A 26,309-nucleotide genomic window follows, 5' to 3' on the forward strand; every position below is an offset into this window, starting at 1 on the left:
GCGGGCGGCGTCAGCCTGCGATCAGCACCGCATAGCGCGGCTTGATCACGTCGTCGATGATCGCCAGTCGCTCGTCGAACGGAAGGAACGCCGACTTCATCGCGTTGATGGTGAACCGCTCGAGATCGCTCCAGCCGTAGCCGAAAGCCTCGACCAGGCGGCACATTTCGAGGCTCATCGTGGTATCGCTCATCAGGCGGTTGTCGGTGTTGACGGTCACCCGGAACCGGGTGCGGGCCAACAGGTCGAACGGGTGATCCGCGATGCTTTGCACTGCGCCGGTCTGCACGTTGGAACTCGGGCACAGCTCCAGCGGAATCCGCTTGTCCCGCAAGATCGCCGCCAGCCGGCCCAGGCGCACCTCGCCGTCGGCGAGGACGTCGATGTCGTCGACGATGCGCACCCCGTGGCCCAGGCGGTCGGCGCCGCAGAACGCGATCGCCTCGTGGATCGACGGCAGCCCGAACGCCTCGCCCGCGTGAATGGTGAAGCGCGCGTTATGGTCCCGCATGTACTCGAAGGCGTCCAGGTGCCGTGTCGGCGGGTTGCCGGCCTCGGCACCGGCGATGTCGAACCCCACAACACCCTTGTCGCGGAACCGGATTGCCAGCTCGGCGATCTCCCGCGACACCGCGGCGTGCCGCATGGCGGTGACCAGCAGCCGCACCACGATTGGTCGGCCCGCGGCGGCGCTGGCCTTCTCGCCGTCGGCGAAACCGGCCAGCACGGCATCCACGATCTCATCGAACGACAGGCCCCGGTCGATGTGTAGCTCCGGGGCGAACCGGATCTCGGCGTAGACCACCGAATCGGAGGCCAGGTCTTCCACGCATTCGTAGGCGACGCGATGCAGCGCGTCGGCCGTTTGCATGACGGCCACGGTGTGCGAGAAGGGCTCCAGGTAGCGCTCCAGCGAGCCGCTGTGCGACCGGGTGCGAAACCAGGTGGCCAGCTCGTCGACGTCGGTGGTCGGCAGCCCGTCATAGCCGGTCTGGCCGGCGATTTCGACCACGGTCGACGGGCGCAGGCCCCCGTCGAGGTGATCATGCAGCAGGGCCTTGGGCGCCCTCTTGATCTGCTCGAGGCCCAGCGGTGTTCTCACGTCATGATCCGATCGATGATCAGCGGTCGCGGATCCGGTGCCGCGTCGCCGACGCGGTAGCCGCCGGCCAGCTCGGCCAGCGCGGCGCCGATGCGCTCCGGGGTGTCGGTGTAGAGCGTGAACAGCGGGGCGCCGGGCGCCACGGGATCGCCGGGGCGGCGGTGGATCAGGATGCCCGCGCCGGCCTGCACCCGTTCGCCCGGACGGGATCTGCCCGCACCGAGCCGCCAAGCCGCCTGCCCCACTGCCATCGCGTCGATATCGCCCATTGTGCCGCCCCGGTCCGCGGTCACGGTGTCGGAATGCGTACCGATCGGCAACGGAATCGACAAATCCCCGCCTTGAGCCGCGACGAGCCTGCGGAAGCGGTCCATCGCGCTGCCGTCGCGCAGCGTCTCGGCGGGGTCGCGGCCGTCGATCCCGGCCAGCTCGAGCATCTCGCCGGCGAGCCGCACCGTCAGCTCCACCACGTCGGGCGGCCCGCCCCCGGCGAGCACGTCCAACGCCTCGGCGACCTCCAGGGCGTTGCCGACGGTCGCGCCCAGCGGGGCGTTCATGTCGGTCAGGAGCGCGCGGGTGGGCACGCCGTGTGCGGCGCCCAGCGCCACCATGGTGTGGGCCAGCTCGCGGCAGCGGTCCGCAGAACCCAGCAGCGAGCCGGAACCCACCTTGACGTCGAGCACCAGCGCTGCGGTCCCCTCGGCCAGCTTCTTGCTCATCACCGAGCTGGCGATCAGCGGCAGTGACTCGACGGTGGCGGTGACGTCGCGCAGCGCGTACAGCTTGGCATCGGCCGGCGCCAGCTCGCCGGCGGCGAAGATGGCCGCGCCGACGTCGAGAAGTTGCTCGCGCACTCGCCGGCCGGACAGCGCGGGGCTGAACCCGGCGATCGCCTCGAGCTTGTCCAGGGTGCCGCCGGTATGCCCGAGCCCGCGCCCCGACGCCTGGGGCACCGCCGCGCCGCAGGCGGCGACGACGGCCACCAGGGGCAGGGTGATCTTGTCCCCGACGCCGCCGGTGGAGTGCTTGTCCACGGTGGGTGACGGCAGGTCGCGAAAGTCCAGCCGCGGGCCCGAGGCCAGCATGGCCGCCGTCCAGCTGGCGGTCTCGCCGCGGTCCATGCCGCGCAGGAAGATCGCCATCAGCAGCGCCGACATCTGCTCCTCGGCCACCCGGCCGTGGGTGTAGGCGTCGACGACCCACGCGATGGCGGCGTCGGACAGCCGGCCGCCGTCGCGCTTGGTTCGGATCACCGTCGGCGCGTCGAATGCGGGTTCAGTCAAGTCGGTCCCCGCAGCTCAGGGTGTAATCCCGTTCTCTTTGATGAACGACGCGAGCGCGCCGGCGAGCTGGGCGGAAAACGGCAGGTCCTTCGCGTAGTTGGCCGGCGTTCTGCTGGCGTCCTCCTTCAGGACGTGGTTCACACCGGTCAGGTGGACGTAATCGGTTTTGGTGCCCGCCCCGGTCAGGGCGGACACCAGGGAGTCGACGTCCTGGCAGGTGATCTGCAGATCGGCGTCGCTGCAGGTGACCAACACCGGCATCGCGCGCGGCAGCTTGGCGGCCAACGCCGCCGGGTCGATTGCGTCTTCCTGCGACAGAGCGTGGGCGTTGGCGGCATTGATCACCGATCTCAGCGCCGGCGGTTCGTCGGGCGGGACGTTCCCGGTCGTGCGGAACTCTTGTATCGCGTTGTCAATTGCCGCCGTGCTCTGGGCGGCCTGCGCGGCGGTGAGGCGCCCGGACCGGACCGCCGCGTCGGCCTGGGCATGGACCTGTTCGGACACCAGGTCGAGGATGCGGCGGCTCGCCGGCTCGACCAGCCCGAGCGCCCGCACCACGGGACCGGTCGCGGGTGCGGCGGTGGCCAGCATCATCGCGTAGAGGGCGCCCTCGCTGTGACCGAGCACCATGAGGTGATCCCGGTCGACGCCGGATTGGCCGGCCAGGAAGTTCAGGGCGCCGGTCGCCTCGTCCTGGAACACGCCGATATCGACCTTCGTCGGGTCCGTCGCGTAGTGGCCGAGCCCGGTCTGACCGGTACCGAGCTTGTCGTAGCGCAAGCTGGCGACGCCGTCGTCGGAAAGGGTCTGCGCCAGATTGCGCAGCGTGTCGATCTGGCCCGGCATGACGGCCGAGTCACCGTTGCGATCCGTCGGCCCGCTGCCGGCGATCAACAGCGCTCCCGGCACGGCGCGGCCCTGCCCCGCCGGGTGGCGAAACGTGCCGTAGATCGTCATATCCGCCACCGTGAATGAGACGGGGTCCTCAACCCACGACGCCGACGCCGCGGACGACGACGGCGGCTTCGCGGTGGGTGGTTGCGACGCGCAGCCCGACATCCCCACGCCCGCCGCGATCAGCACCGCACTCAAGAGTCTGGGCAGTGGCCGGGGCAACGATCCCGCCGGCGCCATCGGCGCGCTCCCCCGTTGCACACGGATGACGGTAAGCCGACCGCCAACCGCTCAGCAAGCGGCGGCGGCCCGGCCGGTGCGGGCGTTCAGCTCCGTCCCGCGGCCAGGTCGTCGGGGCCGAAGGCGTCGGGCAGCAGTTCGCCGAGGCGGCGGGGCCCGGCCGGGTGATCGATCAACAGCTCGGGTCCGCCGTGCTCGAGGAGCAGCTGGCGGCACCGCCCGCACGGCATCAGCGGGGCCCCGCGACCGTCCACGCAGGCCAGCGCGACCAGCCGGCCGCCCCCGGTCGCGTGCAGGGCGCACACGACGCCGCATTCGGCACAGAGACCAAGGCCATATGAGACGTTCTCCACATTGCAGCCGGTGACCAACCGCCCGTCGTCCACCAGCGCGGCCGCCCCCACCGGGAACCGCGAGTAGGGCGCGTAGGCCGCCGCCGCGGCACCGATTGCCATGCGGCGCAGCGCTTTCCAATCGACATCAGGCATACCCGACCCCGCTCAGCAGTTGCCACGTGAGACTGCCACCCTAACCCCGTCGGGCGAGTTCGCTTGGCGGACCGCTCGGCGCGGGCCGTCCCCGCGCCGGGTTAGGCTGAACTGCGTCGATGTCAGAAGGCGGTGAGGACTGGGTGACCACACAACCGACAACCGCGGATCCGGCGGCACCGGTATCGGCTCCCTCGCGCAGGCGGCGACCACCCCGGACCCTGTATCGGGGCGACCCGGGCATGTGGTCGTGGGTGCTGCACCGCATCAGCGGCGCGACAATCTTCTTCTTCCTGTTCGTCCACGTGCTGGACGCCGCGATGCTGCGGGTGAGCCCGCAGACCTACAACGCGGTGATCCACGACTACCAGACCCCGGTCGTCGGCCTGATGGAGTACGGGCTGGTGGCCGCGGTCCTCTTCCACGGGCTGAACGGGATCCGCGTCATCCTGATCGACTTCTGGTCGGAGGGCACCCGCTACCAGAAGCTGATGTTCTGGATCGTGGGCGTCGTCTTCCTGCTGCTCATGGTTCCCGCCGGCGTGGTGACCGGCATTCACATCTGGGAGCACGTCCGATGAGCTCGCCCGACCTGCAGCTGGGCCGCGGCGAGGTGGCCCCGGTGCACCAGCGCAGCCACGACCGGCCGGCCAGTCTGGACAACCCGCGCTCGCCGCGGCGCCGCGCCGGCATCCCCAACTTCGAGAAGTTCGCCTGGCTGTTCATGCGGTTCTCCGGCATCGCCCTGATCGTCCTGGCGGTCGGGCACCTGTTCATCATGCTGATGTGGGACAACGGCGTGTACCGCATCGACTTCAACTACGTCGCCCAGCGGTGGGCCTCGCCGTTCTGGCAGTTCTGGGATCTGGCGCTGTTGTGGCTGGCGCAGCTGCACGGCGGCAACGGCCTGCGCACCATCATCGATGATTACAGCCGCAAGGACAGCACCCGGTTCTGGCTCAACAGCCTGCTGCTGTTGTCGATGGGGTTCACGTTGGTGCTGGGCACCTACGTGCTGGTGACATTCGACCCGAATATCGGAGGGTGACCCCGTGATCCAGCAACACCGCTACGACGTGGTCATCGTCGGCGCCGGCGGTGCCGGCATGCGCGCCGCGGTGGAGGCCGGCCCGCGGGTACGGACCGCCGTGCTCACCAAGCTCTACCCCACCCGCAGCCACACCGGCGCCGCCCAGGGTGGCATGTGCGCGGCGCTGGCCAACGTCGAGGACGACAACTGGGAGTGGCACACCTTCGACACCGTCAAGGGCGGCGATTACCTCGCCGACCAGGACGCGGTGGAGATCATGTGCAAGGAAGCCATCGACGCGGTGCTCGACCTGGAGAAGATGGGGATGCCGTTCAACCGCACCCCCGAGGGCCGCATCGACCAGCGCCGCTTCGGCGGGCACACCCGCGAACACGGCAAGGCCCCCGTGCGCCGGGCGTGCTACGCCGCCGACCGCACCGGCCACATGATCCTGCAGACGCTCTACCAGAACTGCGTCAAGCACGACGTGCAGTTCTTCAACGAGTTCTACGCGCTGGACCTGGTCTTGACGCAGACACCGAGCGGCCCGGTGGCCACCGGTGTGGTGGCCTACGAGCTGGCCACCGGCGAGATCCACGTCTTCCATGCCAAGGCCGTGGTGCTGGCGACCGGCGGCTCCGGCCGGATGTACAAGACCACCTCCAACGCGCACACGCTGACCGGCGACGGCATCGGCATCGTGTTCCGCAAGGGACTTCCGTTGGAGGACATGGAGTTTCACCAGTTCCATCCCACCGGCCTGGCCGGGCTGGGCATCCTGATCTCCGAGGCCGTGCGCGGCGAGGGCGGGCGGCTGCTCAACGGTGAGGGCGAGCGCTTCATGGAGCGCTATGCGCCGACCATCGTCGACCTGGCTCCGCGCGACATCGTCGCCCGCTCAATGGTTTTGGAGGTGCTGGAGGGCCGGGGCGCCGGTCCGCACAAGGATTACGTCTACATCGACGTGCGCCACCTCGGCGAAGACGTGCTCGAGGCCAAGCTGCCCGACATCACCGAGTTCGCCCGCACTTACCTGGGCGTCGACCCGGTGCACGAGCTGGTCCCGGTCTACCCGACGTGTCACTACGTGATGGGCGGCATTCCCACCACGGTCACCGGGCAGGTGTTGCGGGACAACACCTCCACCGTGCCGGGCCTGTATGCGGCCGGCGAGTGCGCGTGCGTTTCGGTGCACGGCGCCAACCGGCTGGGCACCAATTCGCTGTTGGACATCAATGTGTTCGGCCGTCGCGCCGGGATCGCCGCCGCGGACTACGCCGACGGACACGACTTCGTCGACATGCCGCCCAGCCCGGAGGCGATGGTCGTCGGCTGGGTCGCCGACATCCTGAGCGAGCACGGCAACGAGCGGGTGGCCGACATCCGCGGCGCGCTGCAGCAGTCCATGGACAACAACGCCGCCGTGTTCCGCACCGAGGAGACGCTCAAGCAGGCGCTGACCGACATTCACGCGCTGAAGGAGCGGTACTCCCGAATCACGGTGCATGACAAGGGGAAGCGTTTCAACAGCGACCTGCTGGAGGCCATCGAGCTGGGCTTCCTGCTGGAGCTGGCCGAGGTCACCGTGGTCGGCGCGCTGAACCGCAAGGAATCCCGCGGCGGGCACGCCCGGGAGGACTACCCGAACCGCGACGACGTCAACTACATGCGCCACACGATGGCCTACAAGGAAATTGGGGCCGATAAGCAGGGCACCGATCTGCTGAGCGACATCGCGCTGGACTTCAAGCCCGTCGTGCAGACCCGCTACGAACCGAAGGAACGGAAGTACTGATGTCCGACACCGTCGAAGTCGAGGTCGAGCGGGGACCCGAGCCGCCCTTGCCGCCCATCCCCGAGGGCGCGGTGCTGGTGACCCTCAAGATCGCCCGGTTCAACCCCGACAACCCCGACGCCTTCGCGGAAACCGGTGGCTGGCAGAGCTTTCGGGTGCCCTGCCTACCCAGCGACCGCCTGCTGAACCTGCTGATCTACATCAAGAGTTACCTGGACGGGACGCTGACGTTCCGGCGCTCCTGCGCCCACGGGGTGTGCGGGTCGGACGCCATGCGCATCAACGGCGTCAACCGGCTGGCCTGCAAGGTGTTGATGCGCGACCTGCTGCCCGAGAAGAAGGGCAAGCAACTCACCATTACGGTCGAACCGATCCGCGGACTGCCGGTGGAGAAAGACCTGGTGGTCAACATGGAGCCGTTCTTCGACGCCTACCGCGCGGTCAAGCCGTACCTGGTCACCAGCGGCAATCCCCCTACACGGGAACGCATTCAGAGCCCCACCGACCGCGCCCGCTACGACGACACCACCAAGTGCATCCTGTGCGCGGCGTGCACCACCAGCTGCCCGGTGTTCTGGCACGAGGGCAGCTACTACGGCCCGGCAGCGATCGTCAACGCGCACCGCTTCATCTTCGACAGCCGCGACGAGGCCGCCGCCGAGCGGCTCGACATTCTCAACGAGGTGGACGGCGTGTGGCGCTGCCGCACCACCTTCAACTGCACCGAGTGCTGCCCGCGCGGCATCCAGATCACCAAGGCGATCCAGGAGGTCAAGCGCGCGTTGATGTTCACGCGTTGATCATCTGGTCGGGTCACACAGCTCGCCATGACCGCCCTGGTTGCCGCCCAACCGTTTGGCCTGGTACATCGCCGCGTCGGCAACGGTGATCAATTCCGCCAGGAGTGATTGCGGTTCGGCCGCAATGTCGTCGAGATCGGCGCAGGCCGTGCCGATGCTGGCTGTCACTCCCGCCCCGGACGCCGCGATGACGTCACACATCCTCGCGGCCAGCGACTCGGCATTGCAGGTCTTCGATGTGCTGGCCAACAGAAACTCCTCACCACCGCTGCGCGCCACCACCGAGTCGTCGCAAGCAGCCAGCAGTGCTTGGGCGACCTGAACCAGCGCGCGGTCGCCCGCGGCGTGACCGAGCCGGTCGTTGATCGCCTTGAAATCGTCGATGTCGATCAGCATGACCACCAGGTGGGAGTCGATGCCGCGTCGGGCCAAGATCATCCCAAACGTCTCGTGCTGGAATGTGCGCCTGTTCAGCAGACCGGTCAACGGATCCCGGTCGGCCCGCAGCAGATCTCCCGTCAAGGCGCGCATCAAGATCCGAATGGCCAGCGGTAGCGCGATGTTGACTTCGATCACCAACCACAGATCCACCCCGGCGAGACTGGGATGCCCGAATCTGGCGAGCGACAAGGCCTCCCAAGACCCAACCCCGGCGGCCACCGCGAAGTTGTACAGCACCAACCCGGTGGTGTGGAAGAACGCCATGTAGGCGCCGAAGGTCGCGAAGGCGATGCAGCCGATCAACGCGGCCAGCGGGTTCGGGTGCGCCAGGCATGCCAACGCTACGGCGGTGTTGCAGGTCAGCGCAAACACGATCGACTGCCTGCGCGTCGGCCAGCGCCAGGTCCACAACAGCACGGCCGCGACTCCGCCGGTGAGGGCGACCCACGTCATCGCCACCGGCACCGATCCGCGGGGACCGTCCGAGCCGGCCAGCAAGGCGATGAGGCACAACACCATCGACGCCGAAATGAGCGCCATCATCGCCCGAGTGGCACCGCCGATGCCCCGCGAAGCAAGGTAGCCGGAGAGCCAGTCGTACTGATCGGCCCGCCGGCTAGGCACCGCGGTCATCGTTGACTCGCAATCACATCACCGTTCATCGATTCGAAAAGCTAGCCGCATACTACGGCGTTCGCGCTGCTCACGAGGCAGATTGTCGCCGCCGCGCGTGCGGCCGTCACACTTTCGCGGCCCATCCCGTCTTCAGGGGTATGACACAGAGAACCCGCATCGAGCCCCTGTCCCCCCGGCGCGCCGGGCTGCTGGCCCGCGCGATGTACCGGATCGCCAAGCGGCGCTACGGCCAGGTCCCCGAACCGTTCGCCGTGGCAGCACACCATCGCAAGCTGATGATCGCCGGCGCCGTGCACGAGACGATGATCGACCGGGCGTCCAAGGCGCTGCCGGTCAGCGTGCGCGAGCTGGCGGTGTTGTGGACCGCGCGCAGCATCGGCTGCTCGTGGTGCGTCGACTTCGGGTCCATGCTGCAGCGCCTCGACGGCCTGGACATCGAGCGGCTGAAAGACATCGACAGTTACGCCACCTCACCGCTTTTCACCGACGACGAGCGCGCCGCGATCCGCTACGCCGACGCGATGAGCACCGATCCACACACCGTCACCGACGAACAGGTCGCCGACCTGCGCGCCCGGTTCGGTAATGCCGGCCTGTTCGAGTTGACCTATCAGATTGGCGTGGAGAACATGCGCGCGCGGATGAACACCGCGCTCGGCATCACCGAGCAGGGCTTCAATTCCGGTGACGCGTGTCGGGTTCCGTGGGCCGACACTAACCCCGCCGCAGCGGAGAGCCGCTGAACTTCTCGGGGTTGGCGATATCCCATAGCGCACAGACCTTTCCGTCGCTGACCGTCAACGCGGTGATTCGCGGCAGCATCTCCCGATACCCCTCGGAAGCGGGCAAACCGGCGGTGTAGATGCCCAACTCGCCGTTGACCAGCGCCAGCTCGTAGGAGGTGAACATCGCCGGCCCATACCGCTGCGCCAGGCCCTGCATGAACCGAACCACTTTGTCCGGGCCGCGAATGGTTTGAACGGCCGTGGGCGCCTTGCCATTCGAATCGCCGGTGAAGGTCACGTCCGGGTGCAGCAGCGAGACCACGGTGTTCAGGTCGCCGGCGGCCATGGCCGCCATCAGCCGGCCAACCACCTCGTCGTGCGACGGGTCGGGCTTGGGCGGCGGGTCCGCGCTGACGGCCTTGCGGGCCCGCGACGCCAGCTGCCGGGCGGCGGCCTCGCTGACACCGAGCACGCCGGCGACTTCGGCGAACGGCACCGCGAACCCGTCGTGCAGCACGAAGGCCACCCGCTGATCCGGCGACAGCCGCTCCAACACCACCATTGCCGCGAACCGGGCGTCCTCGCGCGAAACCACGGCCGACAGCGGGTCCGCCCGGTCGAGCCCGGTCACCACCGGCTCCGGCAGCCAGTTCCCGGTGTAGGTCTCGCGTCGGTGCGCTGCCGAGCGCAACCTGTCCAGGCCCAGCCGACTCACCACCGTGGTCAGCCAGGCCCGCGGGTCGGTGATCTCGGCATCTTGCCGGTCCCAGCGCAGCCACGCCTCCTGCACGACGTCCTCGGCGTCGGCGACCGTGCCGGTCAGCCGGTAGGCGACCGCCATCAGGTGGGGTCGCAGGGCTTCGAATTGTGAGACCTGTTCGGTCTCGGTCATAGCGCGAGCCTAGCGCGGCGACGTCGAGCGCCGAAACGGCGCGAGTGAGGAGCCGCGCCATCGAAGCGAGCGGCTAGTCTCGCAGGCACCATGTCAGAGCACCTGTGGCTGCACTTCGCCCGGCACGGCGCCGGCATCACGCCGCCGATCATCGTCCGCGGCGAGGGTGTCACCATCTTCGACGACCGCGGCAAGAGCTACCTCGACGCGCTGTCGGGGCTGTTCACCGTCCAGGTCGGCCACGGCCGCACGGAACTCGCCGAGGTCGCCGCCCGGCAGGCGAGCACGCTGGCGTACTTCCCGTTGTGGGGCTATGCCACCCCGACCGCCATCGAGCTCGCCGAGCGCCTCGCCCGCTATGCCCCGGGCCATCTCAACCGGGTGTTCTTCACCACCGGCGGGACCGAGGCCGTGGAGACCGCGTGGAAACTGGCCAAGCAATACTTCAAACTGACCGGCAAACCCGGTAAGCACAAGGTGATTTCGCGGTCGATCGCCTACCACGGCACCACTCAGGGCGCCCTGGCGATCACCGGGCTGCCCGCCTACAAGGCGCCGTTCGAACCGGTGACGCCCGGCGGCTTCCGGGTGCCCAACACGAATTTCTACCGGGCACCCGAGCCGTTCGCCAACGACCCCAAGGCCTTCGGGCGATGGGCCGCCGACCGGATCGCCGAGGCCATCGAGTTCGAGGGTCCCGAGACCGTCGCCGCGGTGTTCCTGGAGCCGGTGCAGAACGCGGGCGGCGCCATCCCCCCTCCCCCGGGGTATTTCGAGCGGGTCCGCGAGATCTGCGACTCCTATGACGTGCTGCTGGTCTCCGACGAGGTGATCTGCGCGTTCGGCCGGATCGGGTCGATGTTCGCCTGTGACGACTTCGGCTACGTGCCCGACATGATCACCTGCGCCAAGGGCCTGACGTCGGGGTATTCGCCGTTGGGCGCGATGATCGCCAGCGAGAGATTGTTCGAGCCCTTCAGCGACGGCGCCACCGTCTTCCCGCACGGCTATACCTTTGGCGGGCACCCGGTTTCGACGGCCGTGGGGCTGGCCAACCTCGACATCTTCGAACGCGAGGGCCTCAACGACCACGTCAAGCAATACGCGTCCGCCTTGCGTGCCACTTTGGAGAAGTTGTACGACCTGCCCATCGTCGGCGACGTCCGCGGCGAGGGGTTCTTCTACGGCATCGAGCTGGTGAAGGACAAGGCGACCAAGGAAACGTTCACCGCGCAGGAGTGCGAACGGGTGCTGCACGGCTACGTGTCGCCCGCGCTCTTCGAGGCGGGCCTGTACTGCCGCGCCGACGACCGCGGCGATCCCGTGGTTCAGGTGGCGCCACCGCTGATCAGCGGTCAGCCCGAGTTCGACACCATCGAACGCATCTTGCGCGACGTGCTCAGCCAGGCGTCTGAACGGCTTTAGCGCGCTTCACCGCGTCGGCCGCGATTAGGACCTCCCGCGAATGCGCCGCGTTCGGGTTGTTCACCATCCGCGACACCGCGTTGCACAGGTACCTGAGCGCTTCGCGCACGCCTACGTCGGACGCCGCGTCGCGATGCTGCCGCAGTTCGGTCAGCACGCCTTCCAGGCCGGAACGCCGGACCTGCGACGCCTTCTCCACTTCCTTGAGCAGCTGCTGCAGCGACCGCGGGGCGTCGCGGTCGCGTCGCCAGCGGGACCAGAAACGATCGTTGTGAATGGCAAGCCTTCGGTATTCGGCGGGAGGATGGGTCGCAATCAGCTGACGGCATGTTCAGCGTAGTGGCTCGGCGACGTTCGCGCCGGTCGGCAGGATGGTAACTTCCGTCCCACCAGTCACAGCGCGGCTCCCTCGAATCCGGCCCACGATCGCCTAGTCTGCACAAGCAATGAACTTCTTACGCTCCACATCGTGCCTGGCAGCGGCCGCTTTCCTGGCGGCGGCCCCGGTGACGCTCGCCGCTCCCACGGCCCGTGCGGAGCCCGGCGCTGAACCCAACGCCGCCCCCGCAAACTGCCCCTTCAAGGTCAACACCCCGCCCGCGGTGGATTCGTCGGAGGTTCCCCAGGCGGGTGACCCCCCGATACCGCTGGCGGTGCCCCCTAAGCCGGTCGGTGGCGAGGCGCTGGGCGGCTGCGGCATCGTCGCCGCCCCGGACACGCCGCCGCTGCCCACCGACGTGTCCGCTGACGCGTGGCTGGTGGCGGACCTGGACAGCGGCGCGGTGATCGCGGCCAAGGACCCGCACGGCCGGCACCGACCCGCCAGCATCATCAAGGTGCTGATCGCCATGGCATCGATCAACGCGCTCAACCTGAACAAGGCGGTGCCCGGAACCGCCGACGACGCGGCCGCCGAGGGCACCAAGGTCGGCGTCGAGGAAGGCGGCGTGTTCACCGTCAACCAGTTGCTGCACGGCCTGCTGATGCACTCCGGCAACGACGCCGCGCACGCGCTGGCCATGCAGCTCGGCGGGATGCAGCAAGCGGTGGAGAAGATCAACGTGCTGGCCGCCAAGCTCGGCGGCAAGGACACCCGGGTGGCCACGCCGTCGGGGCTGGACGGCCCTGGCATGAGCACGTCGGCCTACGACATCAGCCTGTTCTACCGCTACGCCTGGCAGAACCCGACCTTCGCCGACATCGTCGCGACGCGCACCTTCGACTTCCCCGGCCACGGCGACCACCCCGGCTACGAACTGGAAAACGACAACCAGCTGCTCTACAAGTATCCCGGCGCCTTGGGCGGCAAGACCGGATACACCGACGACGCAGGCCAGACGTTCGTGGGCGCGGCCAACCATGACGGGCGACGCTTGATGGCGGTGCTGCTGCACGGGACGCGGCAGCCGATCGCCCCTTGGGAGCAGGCGGCGCACCTGCTGGACTACGGCTTCAGCACGCCGCAGGGCACCCAGGTCGGCAACCTGATCGAACCCGACCCCTCGCTGGCGCCCGCCAAACGCGGCAGCGCCGCCGACCGGCAGGCCAACGCAGCGCAGGCCGCCGGGCTTATCCCCTCGGCGGACGCGCTGCCGATCCGGGTGGGTGTCGCCGTCATCGGAACGATCATCGTGTTTAGTTTGATGATGGTCGCACGCTCGATGAACCGCCGACCTCAACACCGTTGACCGCCCGACCGCGCGGCCTGATGGTCGCGTTGACGGCCGCGAGCGTGGGCCTCATCTATGGCTACGACTTGTCCATCATCGCCGGCGCGCAGCTGTACGTGACCGAGGACTTCGGGCTGTCGACGCGGCAGCAGGAACTGCTGACGACGATGGTCGTGATCGGGCAGATCGCTGGGGCGCTCGGCGCGGGCGTGCTGGCGAACGCGATCGGGCGGAAGAAGTCGGTGGTGTTGCTCCTGGTGGCCTACGCGGCGTTCGCTCTCCTGGGGGCGCTGTCGGTGTCCCTGCCGATGCTGCTGGCGGCCCGGCTCCTGCTGGGCCTGACGCTTGGCGTGGCGGTGGTGGTGGTGCCGGTGTACGTGGCGGAGTCCGCCCCGACCGCGGTGCGTGGCTCGCTGCTGACTGCCTATCAGCTGGCCATCGTCAGCGGGCTCATCGTCGGCTACCTGACCGGCTACCTGCTGGCCGGGTCGCACAGTTGGCGCTGGATGCTGGGATTGGCCGTCGTGCCCGCGATGGTATTGCTGCCGTTGCTGATTCGCGCGCCCGACACGGCGCGGTGGTACGTACTCAAGGGCCGGCTCGACGAGGCCCGCCGGGCACTGCTGCGGGTCGAGCCCACCGCCCGGGTCGACGAGGAACTCGCCGAGATCGGCCGTGCACTCGACGAAGGCAGCAGCGGCGGCTGGTCAGAGATGTTGCGGCCGCCTTATTCGCGCGCCACCGCCTTCGTGATCACGCTCGGCTTCCTGATCCAGATCACCGGCATCAACGCGATCATCTATTACAGCCCACGGATCTTCCAGGCCATGGGCTTCACCGGAAACTTCGCGCTGCTGGCGCTGCCGGCCCTGGTCCAGGTCGCCGGGCTGGCAGCCGTGGGCGCGTCGCTGCTGCTGGTCGACCGGCTGGGCCGGCGCCCAATCCTGTTGTCCGGCATCGCCATGATGGTCGCCGCCGACGTCATGCTGATGGCCGTGTTCGGGCGGGGCATCGGCGGCGCGATCCTCGGATTCGCCGGCATCGTGCTGTTCATCATCGGCTACACGATGGGCTTCGGCTCCCTGGGCTGGGTGTACGCCAGCGAGAGCTTCCCGTCCCGGCTGCGGTCCATCGGGTCGAGCACCATGCTCACCTCGAACCTGGTGGCCAACGCGATCATCGCCGCCGTCTTCCTCACCATGCTGCATTCGCTCGGCGGGGCAGGGACTTTCGCGGTGTTCGCATCCCTGGCACTAGTGGCGTTCGTCGTCGTCTACCGGTACGCGCCGGAGACCAAGGGACGCCAGCTCGAGGAGATCCGGCAGTTCTGGGAAAACGGCGGCCGATGGGACTGATCGCCGCGGGCACGATGGTGCTCGACGGGTGGGTCCGGCGGCCCGGATGGCTTGAGACGGACGGGCCCCGGATCGTGGCGTGCGGGGCCGGGCCCCCGCCCCTCCCGGCCGACGCGGACTTCCCCGACGGCACCGTGGTGCCCGGCTTCATCGACATGCACGTGCACGGCGGCGGCGGGGCGTCCTACACCGACGCCCCGACCGACGGTGCCGGGATCGCCCGTGCGGCGGAATTCCACCTGCGACACGGCACCACGACGACCCTCGCCAGCCTGGTGACCGCCCCGCCGGCGGAGTTGCTCGCCGGGGTGCGCGCGCTCGCCGAAGCCACCCGGCACGGCACCGTCGCGGGCATCCACCTGGAAGGGCCGTGGCTGAGCCGGGCCCGCTGCGGGGCGCACGACCCCGCCCACCTGCGCGGCCCCGATCCGGCCGAGATCGACGCCGTGCTGGACGCGGGCGGTGGGGCGATCCGGATGGTCACGCTGGCCCCGGAACTGCCCGGATCCGAGGAAGCGATCCGGCGCTTTCGCGACGCCGGAGTGGTTGTGGCGGTGGGACATACGGACGCCACCTACGAGCAGGCCGAACACGCCATCGCGCTGGGCGCCACGGTCGGCACCCACCTGTTCAACGCGATGCCGCCGCTGCACCACCGCGAGCCCGGGCCGGCCCTCGCCCTGCTCCGCCACCCGGAGGTCACCGTCGAGCTGATCGCCGACGGTGTGCACCTGCACCCGGCCGTCGTGGACGCGGTGCTCGCGGCCGCGGGGCCCGACCGGGTCGCGATGGTCACCGACGCCATCGCCGCGGCAGGCCGCAGCGACGGGGCGTTTCGCCTCGGCGCGGTGGCCGTCGACGTCGTCTCCGGGGTGGCACGGGTGCGCGGGACGCAGACGATCGCGGGCAGCACCGCCACCATGGACCGGCTCTTTCGCAACGTCAACGCCGGTGCGGGGCTGGCCGCCGCGGCGCTGGCGACCTCGGGGACACCGGCGCGGGCGCTCGGCCTGAAGCGGGTGGGCCGCCTGCGCGCCGGTTACGACGCGAATCTGGTTGTGCTGGACGGCGATTTGCGGGTGGCGGCGGTCATGGTCGCCGGCCGTTGGCGGGTGGGCGGCTAACGCGGCCGCCGTGTGACGCGCGAAAGGGCCAGCGCCCCAACCGCTCCCATCGCCATCGCGGTCAGCGTCTGACGCGTGCTGATCCCGTCGTCGAGTTGCACCCGCGGGGTGATGATCGCCGGCGGGGGCGGGGCGACGTGACGGGTGCGCGGGTGATCGGAGGCCGTCGCCGCCCACGCCGTGCAGAAGAGCACGAGATAGGAGGTGATGTAGGCGAATACCATCAGTCCCAGCACCGGTCCGAAGGTCGCGCCCGCGGGACTGCGCAGCACCGCCCGCAGGTACAGCGATCCCACCTGCTTGAAAACCTCGAACCCGACCGCCGCGATCAACGCGGCTCGCATCGAATCGCTCAGGCTCACCTTCTCGCGCGGCAGCCGCGCGATCATCCAGGCGAACAGCAACCACGACACCGCCGTCGAGATCACGATCGACAGCAGCCAGAAGAACCAGTCGAACACCACGAGTTGCGGTATGCCAAGCCATTTGAGCAACGCCGCCAACGGCGCGTCATGGCCGATGGTGGTCAGGCCGACGGTGGCCATGATCACCGCGAACGTCCCAAGCATGGCCAACAGATCGGAGAGCTTGTTGCGGACGAAGCCGGGCGACTCGATGCGCTCGTCCCACCACATTTCCGTCAACGCCTGCCGCAGATGCGATATCCAACCGAGACCGGCCCAGAGCGCGGTGGCCAGGCCGATGACGCCCACCGACGCCCGCGCCGCGATCGCGGTGTTCATCAGGTCCAGCAGCTGGTCCCCCAGCGCGCCCGTGACCTGGGACCGGACGTGGTCGTCGATCGTCTTCAGCAGCTCCGGGCGCCGAGCCAGGGCGAACCCGAAGGCCGCGAAACCGACCATCAGCAAAGGGAATAGCGCGAAGATCGTGTAGTAGGTCAGGCCGGCCGCGAAGAACCCGCCGTTGCGGTCGTCGAAGCGCCGGTAGGCGCGAATGACGTGGTCCAGCCAGCTGTACCGGGCCCGCAGCCGGTCGACGAGGCCCACCTTGGCCGGCTCGGTCATGGTGAACTCATCCTCGCTGCGGAAGGAACCCTAGCCGATCGTAAACCCGCCGAACGGTTTTGCCGGCCACATCCTCTGCGCGCTCCGCCCCGGCCGCGAGCACACCCTCCAATTCGGCTGGGTCGGCCAGCAATTCGTCGACGCGCGCCTTGATCGGGCCGACGAACTCGACGACCGCCTCGGCGGTGTCCTTCTTCAGGTCGCCGTAACCCCGTCCGGCGTAACCCTTCACGAGCTTGTCGATGCCCACGCCGGTGACCGCCGACTGGATGGTCAGCAGGTTCGACACGCCCGCCTTGGCCTCGGTGTCGAAGCGGATCTCGCGCTCGCTGTCGGTCACCGCCGAACGAATCTTCTTGGCGGACGCAGCGGGGTCGTCGAGCAGATTGATCAAGCCCGCGTCGGTGGCCGCGGATTTGCTCATCTTCGATGTGGGGTCTTGCAGGTCGTAGATCTTGGCGGTGGCCTTGGGGATCAGCAGGTCGGGCACCACGAAGGTGTCGGGGAATCGGCTGTTGAACCGCTGCGCCACGTCGCGCGCCAGCTCCAGGTGCTGGCGCTGGTCCTCGCCCACCGGAACCAGCTCGGCGTCGTAGGCCAGGACGTCGGCGGCCTGCAGCACCGGATAGGTGAACAGGCCCACGGTGGTGGAGTCGCCGCCCTGGCGGGCCGACTTGTCCTTGAACTGCGTCATCCGCGACGCCTGCCCGAAGCCGGTGAAGCAGCCCAGCACCCAGGCCAGCTGGGAGTGTGCGGGCACGTGGCTCTGCACGAAGATGGTGCTGCGGGTGGGGTCGATGCCCAGCGCCAAATACTGGGCCGCCGTGACCAGGGTCCGGCGGCGCAGCGCCTCGGGATCCTGGGGGATGGTGATGGCGTGCAGGTCGACCACGCAGAAGAAGCACTCGTGGTCGTCCTGCAGCGCGACCCACTGGGTGACGGCCCCCAGCGCGTTCCCCAGGTGGAGCGAGTCGGAGGTGGGCTGCACGCCGGAGAAGATTCGGCCGGATCCGGTAGCGGTGCTCATGATGCACCGATCTTTTCACGCGGGCCTTTGCGGGCACCCCGCCACCGGCCTTTGCGGGCACCCGCCACCGCCGAGCGTGCGGCCAGCTTCACACTCGCGGCCGAATGTGCGGCCAGCTTCACGTTCGCGAGCGGGCGGTGCCCACCCGCGCCGCGCTCGCTTGCGGTACCGGCGGTACCGCATTTAATGTCGGCGGTATGGGGAGCAAGAGGACGAACAGCAACACGGGGACGCGGGCACCGATCCACCTGGGTTCCGGCGAGCCGGTCGTGCTGCTGCACCCGTTCCTGCTGTCCCAGGCGGTCTGGGACGACGTCGCCCGGCGGCTGGCCGACACCGGGCGGTATGAGGTGTTCGCCCCGACGATGGCCGGCCACAACGGCGGGCCCCCCGCAGGGACCTGGTTCCTGTCCTCGGCGGTCCTGGCCGACCACGTGGAACAGCAGATGGATGAGCTGGGCTGGGACACCGCCCACATCGTGGGCAACTCGCTGGGCGGCTGGGTCGCGTTCGAACTCGAGCGGCGCGGGCGGGCGCGCAGCGTCATGGGCATCGCCCCCGCCGGCGGGTGGACGCGCTGGAGCCCGGCGAAGTTCGAGGTGATCGCCAAGTTCGTCCTGGGCATTCCGCTGCTGGTGCTGGCGTGGCTGTTCGGCCCCAAGGTGATGCGTCTGCCGTTCAGCCGTCAGCTGGCCACCTACGCGATCAGCGCACGGCCCGACGGGGTCACCGACGAGCAGCTGCTCGGCTGCATCGACGACGTCGCCCACTGCCCCGCCTATTTCCAGCTGCTGGTCAAGTCGCTGCTGCTGCCTGGCCTGCAGGAGCTGGCCCACAACGCCGTCCCGGCGCACTTGGTGATCTGCGAAAAGGACCGCGTCGTGCCCGCGCCCCGGTTCAGCAGGCATTTCACCACCCACCTGCCCGAGGACCACCAGGTCACCGAGCTCGACGGCGTGGGGCACATCCCAATGTTCGAGGCGCCTGAGCGCGTCGCCGAACTGATCCTTAGGTTCCTCGACGAGTGCACCGCGGCCAGCCGGGGCGCCAAGCCCTCGGCTAGCTGACCAGCTCCTTCTCCAGGTTTTCGGCGATCGAGTTGAGGAACTCCTCGCTCTGTTGCCATTCCTGATCGGGCCCGATCAGGATGGCCAGGTCCTTGGTCATCTTCCCGCTCTCGACCGTCGAAACCACGACGTCCTCGAGCGTCTGCGCGAACTCGACCACCTCGGGGGTGCCATCCAGCTTGCCGCGGTGCTGCAGCCCGCGCGTCCAGGCGAAGATCGAGGCGATCGGGTTGGTCGACGTCGGCTTGCCGGCCTGGTACTGGCGGAAGTGCCGGGTGACGGTGCCGTGCGCGGCCTCGGCCTCCACCGTCTTCCCGTCGGCGGTCATCAGCACCGACGTCATCAGCCCCAGCGAGCCGTAGCCCTGCGCGACGAGGTCCGATTGGACGTCACCGTCGTAGTTCTTGCAGGCCCACACGTAGCCGCCCTCCCACTTGAGGCAGGCGGCCACCATGTCGTCGATCAGCCGGTGCTCGTAGGTGAGCCCCTCGGCCTCGAACTTGTCCTTGAACTCCTCGTCGTAGATGCGCTGGAACTCGTCCTTGAACATGCCGTCGTAGGCCTTGAGGATGGTGTTCTTCGTGGACAGGTAGACCGGCCACTTGGCGTTCAGGCCGTACGAAAGCGAGGCGCGGGCGAAGTCCCGGACGGATTTTTTGAAGTTGTACATGCCCATCACGACGCCGCCGTCGTCGGGAATCGACACCACCTCGTGCACCATCGGCTCGCTGCCGTCGGACGGCGTGAACGTGATCGACACGGTGCCGGGCTTGTCGACCTTGAAGTTGGTCGCCCGGTACTGGTCGCCGAACGCGTGCCGGCCGATCACGATCGGCTTGGTCCAGCCGGGCACCAGGCGCGGCACGTTGGAGATCACGATGGGCTCGCGGAAGATGGTGCCGCCCAAGATGTTTCGGATCGTGCCGTTGGGCGAGAGCCACATCTTCTTCAGGTTGAACTCGGAGACTCGGGCCTCGTCGGGGGTGATGGTCGCGCACTTGACGCCCACGCCGTGCCTCTTGATGGCGTACGCGGCGTCGATGGTCACCTGGTCGTTGGTGCGGTCGCGGTTCTCGATGCCGAGGTCGTAGTAGTCCAGGTGGATGTCCAGGTGCGGCAAGATCAGCAGGTCTTTGATGAACTTCCAGATGACGCGGGTCATCTCGTCGCCGTCGAGCTCTACGACCGGGCCCTTGACCTTGATCTTGTCGGTGGACATCGGGTCAACTCCCTATCTCGCGGCATCTCGCGGCCCTGAAAACCTACGAGCTCTGCGAAGCTTCTAGCGCTTCGTTGAACGTCTTGCTGGGCCGCATCACTGCCGTCGTCTTCTCGCTGTCCGGGTAGTAGTACCCACCGATGTCGACGGTCTCGCCCTGCGCCTTGGCGAGTTCGGCCACGATGGTCTCCTCGTTGCGGCTCAACTCGTCGGCCAGCGCGGCGAAGTGCTCGCGCAGCTCTTCGTCGTCGGATTGCGCGAGTTCGGCCGCCCAGTACAGCGCCAGGTAGAACTGGCTGCCGCGGTTGTCGAGCTCGCCGGCCTTGCGCGACGGGCTCTTGTTGTTCTCCAGCAGCTTGCCGATCGCGGCGTCCAGCGTCTTGCCCAAGATCTTGGCGCGCTGGTTGTCGGTCTTGATGCCGATGTCTTCGAAACACGCTCCCAGAGCCAGGAATTCACCGAGGGAATCCCAGCGCAGGTGGTTCTCTTCGAGCAACTGGTGGACGTGCTTGGGCGCCGAACCGCCCGCCCCGGTTTCATACATGCCGCCGCCGGCCATCAACGGCACGATGGACAGCATCTTGGCGCTGGTGCCCAGCTCCAGAATGGGGAACAGGTCGGTGAGGTAGTCGCGCAGGATGTTACCGGTCACGGCGATGGTGTCTTGCCCGCGCACCGCGCGCTCCAGCGTGTACCGCATGGCCCACACCTGCGGCATGATCTGGATCTCCAGGCCCTCGGTGTCGTGCTCCTTGAGGTAGGCCTTGACCTTCTTGCGCAGCTCGACCTCGTGCGGCCGTTCGGTGTCCAGCCAGAACACCGCCGTCATGCCCGAATTACGCGCCCGGGTGACGGCCAGCTTGACCCAGTCCCGGATCGCTTCGTCGGTGACGACCGGCATCCTCCAGATGTCGCCCTCCTCCACGTTCTGGGTGAGCAAGACCTCCCCGCTGTCGAGGTCGACGATGTTGGCGACGCCGTCTTCGGGGATCTCGAAGGTCTTGTCGTGCGAGCCGTACTCCTCGGCCTGCTGCGCCATCAGGCCGACGTTGGGGACGGTGCCCATCGTCGTCGGATCGAACTGGCCGTGGGTCTTGCAGAAGTTGATGATCTCTTGGTAGATGCGGGAGAAGGTCGACTCCGGGTTGACGGCCTTGGTGTCCTTCTGCCGCCCGTCGGCGCCCCACATCTTGCCGCCCGCACGGATCATCGCCGGCATCGACGCGTCCACGATCACGTCGCTGGGCGAATGAAAGTTGGTGATGCCCTTGGCCGAATCGACCATCGCCAGCTCCGGGCGGTGTTCGTGGCAGGCGTGCAGGTCGCGGATGATCTCCTCGTGCAGCGACGCGGGCAGCGACTCGATCTTGTTGTAGAGGTCGACCAGCCCGTTGTTGACGTCCACGCCGAGCTCGTCGAAGAGCTCCTGGTGTTTGGCGAACGCATCCTTGTAGAAGACCTTGACGGCGTGGCCGAACACGATCGGGTGCGAGACCTTCATCATCGTCGCCTTGACGTGCAGCGAGAACATCACGCCGGTCTCGTAGGCGTCCTGCATCTGTTCCTCGTAGAACTCGACCAGGGCCTTCTTGCTCATGAACATGGAGTCGATGACGTCGCCCTCGCGCAGTTCCACCTTGGGCTTGAGCTCAAGGGTCTTCCCACCCTTGGTCTCCAGCACCATCTTCACGTTGCGCGCGCGATCCAGCGTCATCGACTTCTCGCCGTGGTAGAAGTCGCCCTTGCGCATGGTGGCCACGTGAGTGCGCGAGGCCGGCGACCACTCCCCCATGCTGTGGGGGTGCCGGCGCGCGTACTCCTTGACCGCCTTGGGCGCGCGCCGGTCCGAGTTGCCTTGCCGCAGCACCGGATTGACCGCGCTACCCAGGCATTTGCCGTAACGGGCGCGGATTTCCTTGTCCTCGTCGGTCTTCGGGCTCTGCGGGAAGTCCGGGATCTTGTATCCCTTGCCCTGCAGCTCCTTGACGGCGGCGATCAGCTGGGGCACCGAGGCACTGATGTTCGGCAGCTTGATGATGTTGGTGTCGGGCAGCTTCGTCAGCTTGCCCAGTTCCCCCAGGTTGTCCGGAACCCGCTGTTCTTCGGTCAGTTCGTCGGGAAACTCCGCGAGGATTCGGGCGGCCACGGAGATGTCACTGGTCTCGATCTTGATGCCCGCCGGCTCGGCGAACGCGCGCACGATCGGCAGGAAGGCGTAGGTCGCCAGCAACGGCGCCTCGTCGGTCAGTGTGTAGATGACTGTCGGCTCTTCGGCGCTCACGGTCCCTCTTCCCGGCGTCAAAATCCTCGAATATCGGTCAGATCTTTGGGGGGCTCAGCGTTCTTCCTGCCACGTTATCAAGGGCGTTTGGGCAGGTGTCGACCTGCCGTTGGCATCCGGTCGGCACAGTAAGCTAATCTTCGTATCGGTCATGAGTGCCAGCATCAAGCCCCGGCTTGCTGGCCGGCAACCCTCCAACCGCGGTGGGGTGCCCCGGGTGATGACCAGGTCTAGTAGCCACAGGCTGCGCGGCAAGCGCGGGTCCGCCATAACGGACCCCTGACTAGAGGGGAAGACGTGATGCGCACATATCCAGCTCCTTCGGATCGGCTCATGTGTCGACTCGTGTTTCGCTGCTAACCCGCGGCCGCCCAGCCGCCAGCAACCCGATACCCGATTCGCCCGCCTCGAAGCAGAAAGCAAACCCACGTGAGCCCCGACAACAGCGCCACCAGCAACGACGACACCGATCCGACCGCGAACTGGTCGTTTGAGACCAGGCAGGTGCACGCCGGTCAGCACCCGGATCCGGCCACCAACGCCCGCGCCCTGCCGATCTACCAGACCACGTCGTACACCTTCGACGACACCACCCACGCCGCCGCCCTGTTCGGGCTCGAGGTGCCGGGCAACATCTATACCCGGATCGGCAACCCGACCACCGACGTGGTCGAGCAGCGCATCGCCGCCCTCGAGGGTGGCGTGGCCGCGCTCTTCCTGAGCTCCGGGCAGGCCGCGGAGACCTTCGCCATCCTGAACCTCGCGTGTGCCGGAGATCACATCGTCTCCAGCCCGCGGCTCTACGGCGGCACGTACAACTTGTTCCACTACTCGCTGGCCAAGCTCGGCATCGAGGTCAGCTTCGTCGACGATCCCGACGATCTGGACTCCTGGCAGGCCGCGGTGCGGCCCAACACCAAGGCGTTCTTCGGCGAGACGATCTCCAACCCGCAGATCGACCTGCTGGACATTCCCGGGGTGGCCGGCGTCGCCCACGCCAACGGGATCCCCCTGATCGTCGACAACACCATCGCCACGCCGTACCTGATCCAGCCGTTCGCCCACGGCGCCGACATCGTGGTGCACTCGGCCACCAAGTACCTCGGCGGGCACGGCTCGGCGATCGCCGGCGTCATCGTCGACGGCGGCACCTTCGACTGGACGCAGGGCCGGTTCCCCGGCTTCACCACTCCCGACCCGAGCTACCACGGCGTGGTGTTCGCCGAGCTCGGGCCGCCGGCGTACGCGCTCAAGGCGCGCGTACAGCTGCTCCGCGACCTCGGGTCGGCTGCCTCGCCGTTCAACGCGTTCCTGGTCGCCCAGGGCATCGAGACGCTCAGCCTGCGCGTCGAGCGGCACGTCGCCAACGCGCAGCGGGTCGCCGAATTCCTCGAGGGTCACGACGGCGTGCTGTCGGTGAACTACGCAGGGCTGCCCAGCTCGCCATGGCATGAGCGGGCGAAGAAGCTGGCGCCCAAGGGAACCGGCGCCGTGCTGGCCTTCGAGCTGGCCGGTGGCGTCGAGGCCGGCAAGGCGTTCGTGAACGCGCTGAAGCTGCACAGCCACGTCGCCAACATCGGCGACGTGCGCTCGCTGGTGATCCACCCGGCGTCCACCACGCACGCCCAACTGAGCCCGCAGGAGCAGCTGGCGACCGGCGTCACGCCGGGGCTGGTGCGGCTGGCCGTCGGGATCGAGGGCATCGACGACATCCTGGCCGACCTGGAGCTCGGTTTCGCGGCGGCCCGCAAGTACGGCGCGAACGCCGAAACCTCCGGCGCCGACCCGCAAGCCGTGGCGGCGTTCTAAGGGGCCCCGGCATGACGATCTCGGACGTTCCCACCCAGGCGCTGCCCGCCGAAGGCGAGATCGGCCTGGTGCACATCGGCTCGCTGACCACCGAAAGCGGCGCGGTGATCGACGATGTGTGCATCGCCGTTCAGCGCTGGGGCGAGCTGTCGCCGACGCGCGACAACGTGGTGGTGGTGCTGCACGCGCTGACCGGTGACTCGCACATCACCGGGCCCGCCGGACCGGAACATCCCACCGGCGGCTGGTGGGACGGGGTGGCCGGGCCGGGCGCGCCGATCGACACCGACCGTTGGTGCGCCGTGGCCACCAACGTGTTGGGCGGTTGCCGCGGCTCCACCGGCCCCAGCTCGCTGGCCCGCGATGGAAAGCCTTGGGGCTCACGGTTTCCGATGATCACCGTGCGCGACCAGGTGGAGGCCGACATCGCCGCGCTGGCCGCGCTGGGAATCAACGAGGTCGCCGCGGTTGTTGGTGGATCTATGGGCGGTGCGCGGGCTTTGGAGTGGATGGTCGGTCACCCGAGCCGGGTGCGGGCCGGACTGCTGCTGGCGGTCGGCGCGCGCGCCACCGCCGACCAGATCGGCACCCAGACCACGCAGATCGCGGCCATCAAGGCCGACCCGAACTGGCAGGGCGGCGATTACCACGAGACCGGCCGCACCCCGGACACCGGCCTGACGATCGCCCGCCGCTTCGCCCACCTGACCTACCGCGGCGAGACGGAGCTCGACACCCGGTTCGGCAACGACAGGCAGGGCGGCGCGGACAGCCGCTATGCCGTGCAGAGCTACCTGGAGCATCAGGGCGACAAGCTGTTGGCCCGCTTCGACGCGGGCAGCTACGTAACCCTGACCGAGGCGCTGAACAGCCACGACGTCGGGCGCGGCCGCGGCGGCGTGCGCAAGGCCCTGACCAGTTGCCCGGTGCCGGCCGTGGTCGGCGGCATCACGTCCGACCGGCTCTACCCGCTGCGGTTGCAGGAGGAGCTCGCCGAGCTGCTGCCGGGCTGCGACGGCCTGGAAGTCGTCGAGTCGATCTGCGGGCACGACGGCTTCCTGGTGGAATCCGAGGCGGTCGGCGAGCTGATTCGCAAGACGCTGGATCTGGCCGCGGGCGAGGCCGAAGGCACGTGTCGACGGTGACCCGCTCTCGCCACGACCGCTCGCTGTCGTTCGGTTCGGCGGCGGCCGCCTATGAGCGGGGGCGCCCGTCCTATCCCCCGGAGGCCATCGACTGGCTGCTGCCGCGCGGCGCGCGCCAAGTGCTGGACCTGGGTGCGGGCACCGGCAAGCTGACCACCCGGCTGGTGGAGCGCGGGCTGGACGTCGTGGCCGTCGACCCGATTCCCGACATGCTGGAGGTGTTGCGCTCCTCGCTGCCCGAGACCCGCGCGCTGCTGGGTACCGCGGAGGAGATTCCCTTGCCGGACAACAGCGTTGACGTCGTGCTGGTCGCGCAGGCGTGGCACTGGGTGGATGCCGAGCGCGCCATTCCCGAGGTGGCCCGCGTGCTGCGGCCCGGTGGGCGACTGGGCCTGGTGTGGAACACCCGCGACGAACGGTTGGGCTGGGTGCGAGAGCTGGGCGAGATCATCGGTTCCGACGGCGACCGCGGCCGCTTCGACGTCACGCTGTCCGAGTCGTTCAGCGAGCCGGAGCGCCACCAGGTCGAGTGGACGAATTACCTTACGCCGCAAGCGCTGATCGACTTGGTCGCATCGCGTAGCTACTGCATCACGTCGCCGACCGAGGTCCGCACCAGGACCCTGGACCGGGTGCGTGAACTGCTGGCCACCCATCCGGCGCTGACGAATTCGACGGGCCTCGCGCTCCCCTACGTCACCGAGTGCATCCGGGCGACGCTGGCCGCGTAACTATGCGGCGTCGTCATCGTCGTCGCCGTTGTGCAGCAGTTTTTCGGGAGCCGGCCAGACGGACCGGCCCCCGGACTAGTCGCCCACCAGACTCGAAATCGGTGT

General features: G+C 68.3%; 24 protein-coding genes and 1 riboswitch. Of the genes, 13 read left to right on the forward strand and 11 right to left on the reverse strand.

What is annotated here, in order from left to right:
- Positions 1-10: 10 nt before the first annotated feature.
- The 4 genes from ACEL92_RS21795 to ACEL92_RS21810 form a co-directional block, all read right to left on the reverse strand.
- Positions 11-1,102, reverse strand: a complete 1,092-nt coding sequence (locus ACEL92_RS21795; protein ID WP_374022706.1) for an adenosine deaminase — start codon at positions 1,100-1,102, stop codon at positions 11-13.
- A complete protein-coding gene (locus ACEL92_RS21800) occupies positions 1,099-2,385 on the reverse strand; it encodes a thymidine phosphorylase (protein WP_374022707.1) in 1,287 nt (428 codons plus the stop codon). Before ACEL92_RS21800 ends, ACEL92_RS21795 begins: the two co-directional genes overlap by 4 nt.
- Before the next feature lie 15 nt (positions 2,386-2,400).
- Positions 2,401-3,540 carry an alpha/beta hydrolase family protein gene (locus ACEL92_RS21805; RefSeq protein ID WP_374022708.1) on the reverse strand — a complete coding sequence of 380 codons (1,140 nt, stop codon included), beginning with the start codon at positions 3,538-3,540 and terminating at the stop codon, positions 2,401-2,403.
- A 65-nt stretch (positions 3,541-3,605) separates the two neighbouring features.
- Complete coding sequence (locus ACEL92_RS21810) at positions 3,606-4,007, reverse strand: cytidine deaminase (RefSeq protein WP_374022709.1); 402 nt, start codon at positions 4,005-4,007, stop codon at positions 3,606-3,608.
- 242 nt (positions 4,008-4,249) lie between these two features.
- Here ACEL92_RS21810 and sdhC point away from each other — a divergent pair, with 242 nt between their 5' ends.
- From sdhC to ACEL92_RS21830, 4 genes are read left to right on the forward strand one after another with little or no spacing between them, the layout of a single operon-like run.
- Complete coding sequence (gene sdhC, locus ACEL92_RS21815) at positions 4,250-4,588, forward strand: succinate dehydrogenase, cytochrome b556 subunit (RefSeq protein WP_374026330.1); 339 nt, start codon at positions 4,250-4,252, stop codon at positions 4,586-4,588.
- Entirely contained in the window at positions 4,585-5,055 is a 471-nt protein-coding gene (locus tag ACEL92_RS21820) for a succinate dehydrogenase hydrophobic membrane anchor subunit (RefSeq protein ID WP_374022710.1), read from the forward strand. The genes sdhC and ACEL92_RS21820 overlap by 4 nt, the downstream gene beginning before the upstream one ends.
- A gap of 4 nt (positions 5,056-5,059) precedes the next feature.
- Positions 5,060-6,832: a succinate dehydrogenase flavoprotein subunit gene (gene sdhA / locus ACEL92_RS21825; protein WP_374022711.1), complete on the forward strand. Its 1,773-nt coding sequence runs from the start codon at positions 5,060-5,062 to the stop codon at positions 6,830-6,832.
- Positions 6,832-7,632 (forward strand): succinate dehydrogenase iron-sulfur subunit, encoded by an 801-nt coding sequence (locus ACEL92_RS21830; RefSeq protein ID WP_374022712.1) that lies wholly within the window; start codon positions 6,832-6,834, stop codon positions 7,630-7,632. The genes sdhA and ACEL92_RS21830 overlap by 1 nt, the downstream gene beginning before the upstream one ends.
- Here ACEL92_RS21830 and ACEL92_RS21835 read toward each other — a convergent pair whose 3' ends face one another.
- Positions 7,633-8,706, reverse strand: a complete 1,074-nt coding sequence (locus tag ACEL92_RS21835) for a diguanylate cyclase domain-containing protein (RefSeq protein ID WP_374022713.1) — start codon at positions 8,704-8,706, stop codon at positions 7,633-7,635. It lies immediately after the preceding gene.
- 140 nt (positions 8,707-8,846) lie between these two features.
- Here ACEL92_RS21835 and ACEL92_RS21840 point away from each other — a divergent pair, with 140 nt between their 5' ends.
- Positions 8,847-9,452 (forward strand): carboxymuconolactone decarboxylase family protein, encoded by a 606-nt coding sequence (locus ACEL92_RS21840; protein WP_374022714.1) that lies wholly within the window; start codon positions 8,847-8,849, stop codon positions 9,450-9,452.
- Here ACEL92_RS21840 and ACEL92_RS21845 read toward each other — a convergent pair.
- The gene (locus tag ACEL92_RS21845) at positions 9,424-10,326 is read right to left on the reverse strand and encodes a sigma-70 family RNA polymerase sigma factor (protein WP_374022715.1); all 903 of its coding nucleotides are present in this window, start codon (positions 10,324-10,326) and stop codon (positions 9,424-9,426) included. The genes ACEL92_RS21840 and ACEL92_RS21845 overlap by 29 nt on opposite strands.
- Positions 10,327-10,416: 90 nt before the next feature.
- Here ACEL92_RS21845 and ACEL92_RS21850 point away from each other — a divergent pair, with 90 nt between their 5' ends.
- The gene (locus ACEL92_RS21850; protein ID WP_374022716.1) at positions 10,417-11,751 is read left to right on the forward strand and encodes an aspartate aminotransferase family protein; all 1,335 of its coding nucleotides are present in this window, start codon (positions 10,417-10,419) and stop codon (positions 11,749-11,751) included.
- Here the strand turns inward: ACEL92_RS21850 and ACEL92_RS21855 are convergent.
- Complete coding sequence (locus ACEL92_RS21855) at positions 11,726-11,971, reverse strand: hypothetical protein (RefSeq protein ID WP_374026331.1); 246 nt, start codon at positions 11,969-11,971, stop codon at positions 11,726-11,728. The two genes, ACEL92_RS21850 and ACEL92_RS21855, sit on opposite strands and share 26 nt — an antisense overlap.
- A 226-nt stretch (positions 11,972-12,197) precedes the next feature.
- Between ACEL92_RS21855 and ACEL92_RS21860 the strand changes: the two genes are divergently transcribed.
- Genes ACEL92_RS21860 through nagA form a run of 3 tightly spaced genes read left to right on the forward strand, consistent with a single transcriptional unit; the run spans position 12,198 to position 15,900 of the window.
- Entirely contained in the window at positions 12,198-13,439 is a 1,242-nt protein-coding gene (locus ACEL92_RS21860) for a D-alanyl-D-alanine carboxypeptidase family protein (protein WP_374022717.1), read from the forward strand.
- 20 nt (positions 13,440-13,459) lie between these two features.
- Positions 13,460-14,776, forward strand: a complete 1,317-nt coding sequence (locus ACEL92_RS21865) for a sugar porter family MFS transporter (RefSeq protein WP_374026332.1) — start codon at positions 13,460-13,462, stop codon at positions 14,774-14,776.
- A complete protein-coding gene (gene nagA / locus ACEL92_RS21870; RefSeq protein WP_374022718.1) occupies positions 14,767-15,900 on the forward strand; it encodes an N-acetylglucosamine-6-phosphate deacetylase in 1,134 nt (377 codons plus the stop codon). Before ACEL92_RS21865 ends, nagA begins: the two co-directional genes overlap by 10 nt.
- Here the strand turns inward: nagA and yhjD are convergent.
- A complete protein-coding gene (gene yhjD / locus ACEL92_RS21875) occupies positions 15,897-16,925 on the reverse strand; it encodes an inner membrane protein YhjD (protein WP_374022719.1) in 1,029 nt (342 codons plus the stop codon). The two genes, nagA and yhjD, sit on opposite strands and share 4 nt — an antisense overlap.
- A gap of 7 nt (positions 16,926-16,932) precedes the next feature.
- Positions 16,933-17,952 (reverse strand): tryptophan--tRNA ligase, encoded by a 1,020-nt coding sequence (trpS, locus tag ACEL92_RS21880; protein WP_374022720.1) that lies wholly within the window; start codon positions 17,950-17,952, stop codon positions 16,933-16,935.
- Between the two features lie 269 nt (positions 17,953-18,221).
- On the opposite strand from trpS, the gene ACEL92_RS21885 reads away from it, so the two are divergent.
- Positions 18,222-19,019 (forward strand): alpha/beta fold hydrolase, encoded by a 798-nt coding sequence (locus ACEL92_RS21885; protein WP_374026333.1) that lies wholly within the window; start codon positions 18,222-18,224, stop codon positions 19,017-19,019.
- Here the strand turns inward: ACEL92_RS21885 and ACEL92_RS21890 are convergent.
- Together ACEL92_RS21890 and ACEL92_RS21895 are read right to left on the reverse strand one after the other, a co-directional pair.
- Entirely contained in the window at positions 19,012-20,238 is a 1,227-nt protein-coding gene (locus tag ACEL92_RS21890; RefSeq protein WP_374022721.1) for an NADP-dependent isocitrate dehydrogenase, read from the reverse strand. The two genes, ACEL92_RS21885 and ACEL92_RS21890, sit on opposite strands and share 8 nt — an antisense overlap.
- A 43-nt stretch (positions 20,239-20,281) precedes the next feature.
- Positions 20,282-22,519: an NADP-dependent isocitrate dehydrogenase gene (locus ACEL92_RS21895; RefSeq protein ID WP_374022722.1), complete on the reverse strand. Its 2,238-nt coding sequence runs from the start codon at positions 22,517-22,519 to the stop codon at positions 20,282-20,284.
- Between the two features lie 147 nt (positions 22,520-22,666).
- Positions 22,667-22,783, forward strand: a riboswitch (SAM riboswitch).
- Between the two features lie 165 nt (positions 22,784-22,948).
- On the opposite strand from ACEL92_RS21895, the gene ACEL92_RS21900 reads away from it, so the two are divergent.
- Genes ACEL92_RS21900 through ACEL92_RS21910 form a run of 3 tightly spaced genes read left to right on the forward strand, consistent with a single transcriptional unit; the run spans position 22,949 to position 26,204 of the window.
- Entirely contained in the window at positions 22,949-24,328 is a 1,380-nt protein-coding gene (locus ACEL92_RS21900; RefSeq protein ID WP_374022723.1) for a bifunctional o-acetylhomoserine/o-acetylserine sulfhydrylase, read from the forward strand.
- 11 nt (positions 24,329-24,339) lie between these two features.
- Positions 24,340-25,473, forward strand: coding sequence for a homoserine O-acetyltransferase (locus ACEL92_RS21905; protein WP_374022724.1), 1,134 nt, complete (start codon positions 24,340-24,342; stop codon positions 25,471-25,473).
- Entirely contained in the window at positions 25,470-26,204 is a 735-nt protein-coding gene (locus ACEL92_RS21910; protein WP_374022725.1) for a class I SAM-dependent methyltransferase, read from the forward strand. The genes ACEL92_RS21905 and ACEL92_RS21910 overlap by 4 nt, the downstream gene beginning before the upstream one ends.
- Positions 26,205-26,309: the final 105 nt, after the last annotated feature.

The organism is Mycobacterium hainanense (assembly GCF_041890355.1).
Taxonomy (GTDB): domain Bacteria; phylum Actinomycetota; class Actinomycetes; order Mycobacteriales; family Mycobacteriaceae; genus Mycobacterium; species Mycobacterium hainanense.

Excerpts from the sequence above, each read along its gene's own strand:
- ACEL92_RS21850 (WP_374022716.1), top strand. The coding sequence starts at position 10,417 with ATGTCAGAGCACCTGTGGCTGCACTTCGCCCGGCACGGCGCCGGCATC.
- yhjD (WP_374022719.1), bottom strand. The coding sequence starts at position 16,925 with ATGACCGAGCCGGCCAAGGTGGGCCTCGTCGACCGGCTGCGGGCCCGG.
- ACEL92_RS21840 (WP_374022714.1), top strand. The coding sequence starts at position 8,847 with ATGACACAGAGAACCCGCATCGAGCCCCTGTCCCCCCGGCGCGCCGGG.
- sdhC (WP_374026330.1), top strand. The coding sequence starts at position 4,250 with ATGTGGTCGTGGGTGCTGCACCGCATCAGCGGCGCGACAATCTTCTTC.
- ACEL92_RS21845 (WP_374022715.1), bottom strand. The coding sequence starts at position 10,326 with ATGACCGAGACCGAACAGGTCTCACAATTCGAAGCCCTGCGACCCCAC.
- trpS (WP_374022720.1), bottom strand. The coding sequence starts at position 17,952 with ATGAGCACCGCTACCGGATCCGGCCGAATCTTCTCCGGCGTGCAGCCC.
- ACEL92_RS21830 (WP_374022712.1), top strand. The coding sequence starts at position 6,832 with ATGTCCGACACCGTCGAAGTCGAGGTCGAGCGGGGACCCGAGCCGCCC.
- ACEL92_RS21865 (WP_374026332.1), top strand. The coding sequence starts at position 13,460 with ATGGTCGCGTTGACGGCCGCGAGCGTGGGCCTCATCTATGGCTACGAC.
- ACEL92_RS21890 (WP_374022721.1), bottom strand. The coding sequence starts at position 20,238 with ATGTCCACCGACAAGATCAAGGTCAAGGGCCCGGTCGTAGAGCTCGAC.
- ACEL92_RS21835 (WP_374022713.1), bottom strand. The coding sequence starts at position 8,706 with ATGACCGCGGTGCCTAGCCGGCGGGCCGATCAGTACGACTGGCTCTCC.
- ACEL92_RS21810 (WP_374022709.1), bottom strand. The coding sequence starts at position 4,007 with ATGCCTGATGTCGATTGGAAAGCGCTGCGCCGCATGGCAATCGGTGCC.
- ACEL92_RS21820 (WP_374022710.1), top strand. The coding sequence starts at position 4,585 with ATGAGCTCGCCCGACCTGCAGCTGGGCCGCGGCGAGGTGGCCCCGGTG.
- nagA (WP_374022718.1), top strand. The coding sequence starts at position 14,767 with ATGGGACTGATCGCCGCGGGCACGATGGTGCTCGACGGGTGGGTCCGG.
- ACEL92_RS21860 (WP_374022717.1), top strand. The coding sequence starts at position 12,198 with ATGAACTTCTTACGCTCCACATCGTGCCTGGCAGCGGCCGCTTTCCTG.
- ACEL92_RS21905 (WP_374022724.1), top strand. The coding sequence starts at position 24,340 with ATGACGATCTCGGACGTTCCCACCCAGGCGCTGCCCGCCGAAGGCGAG.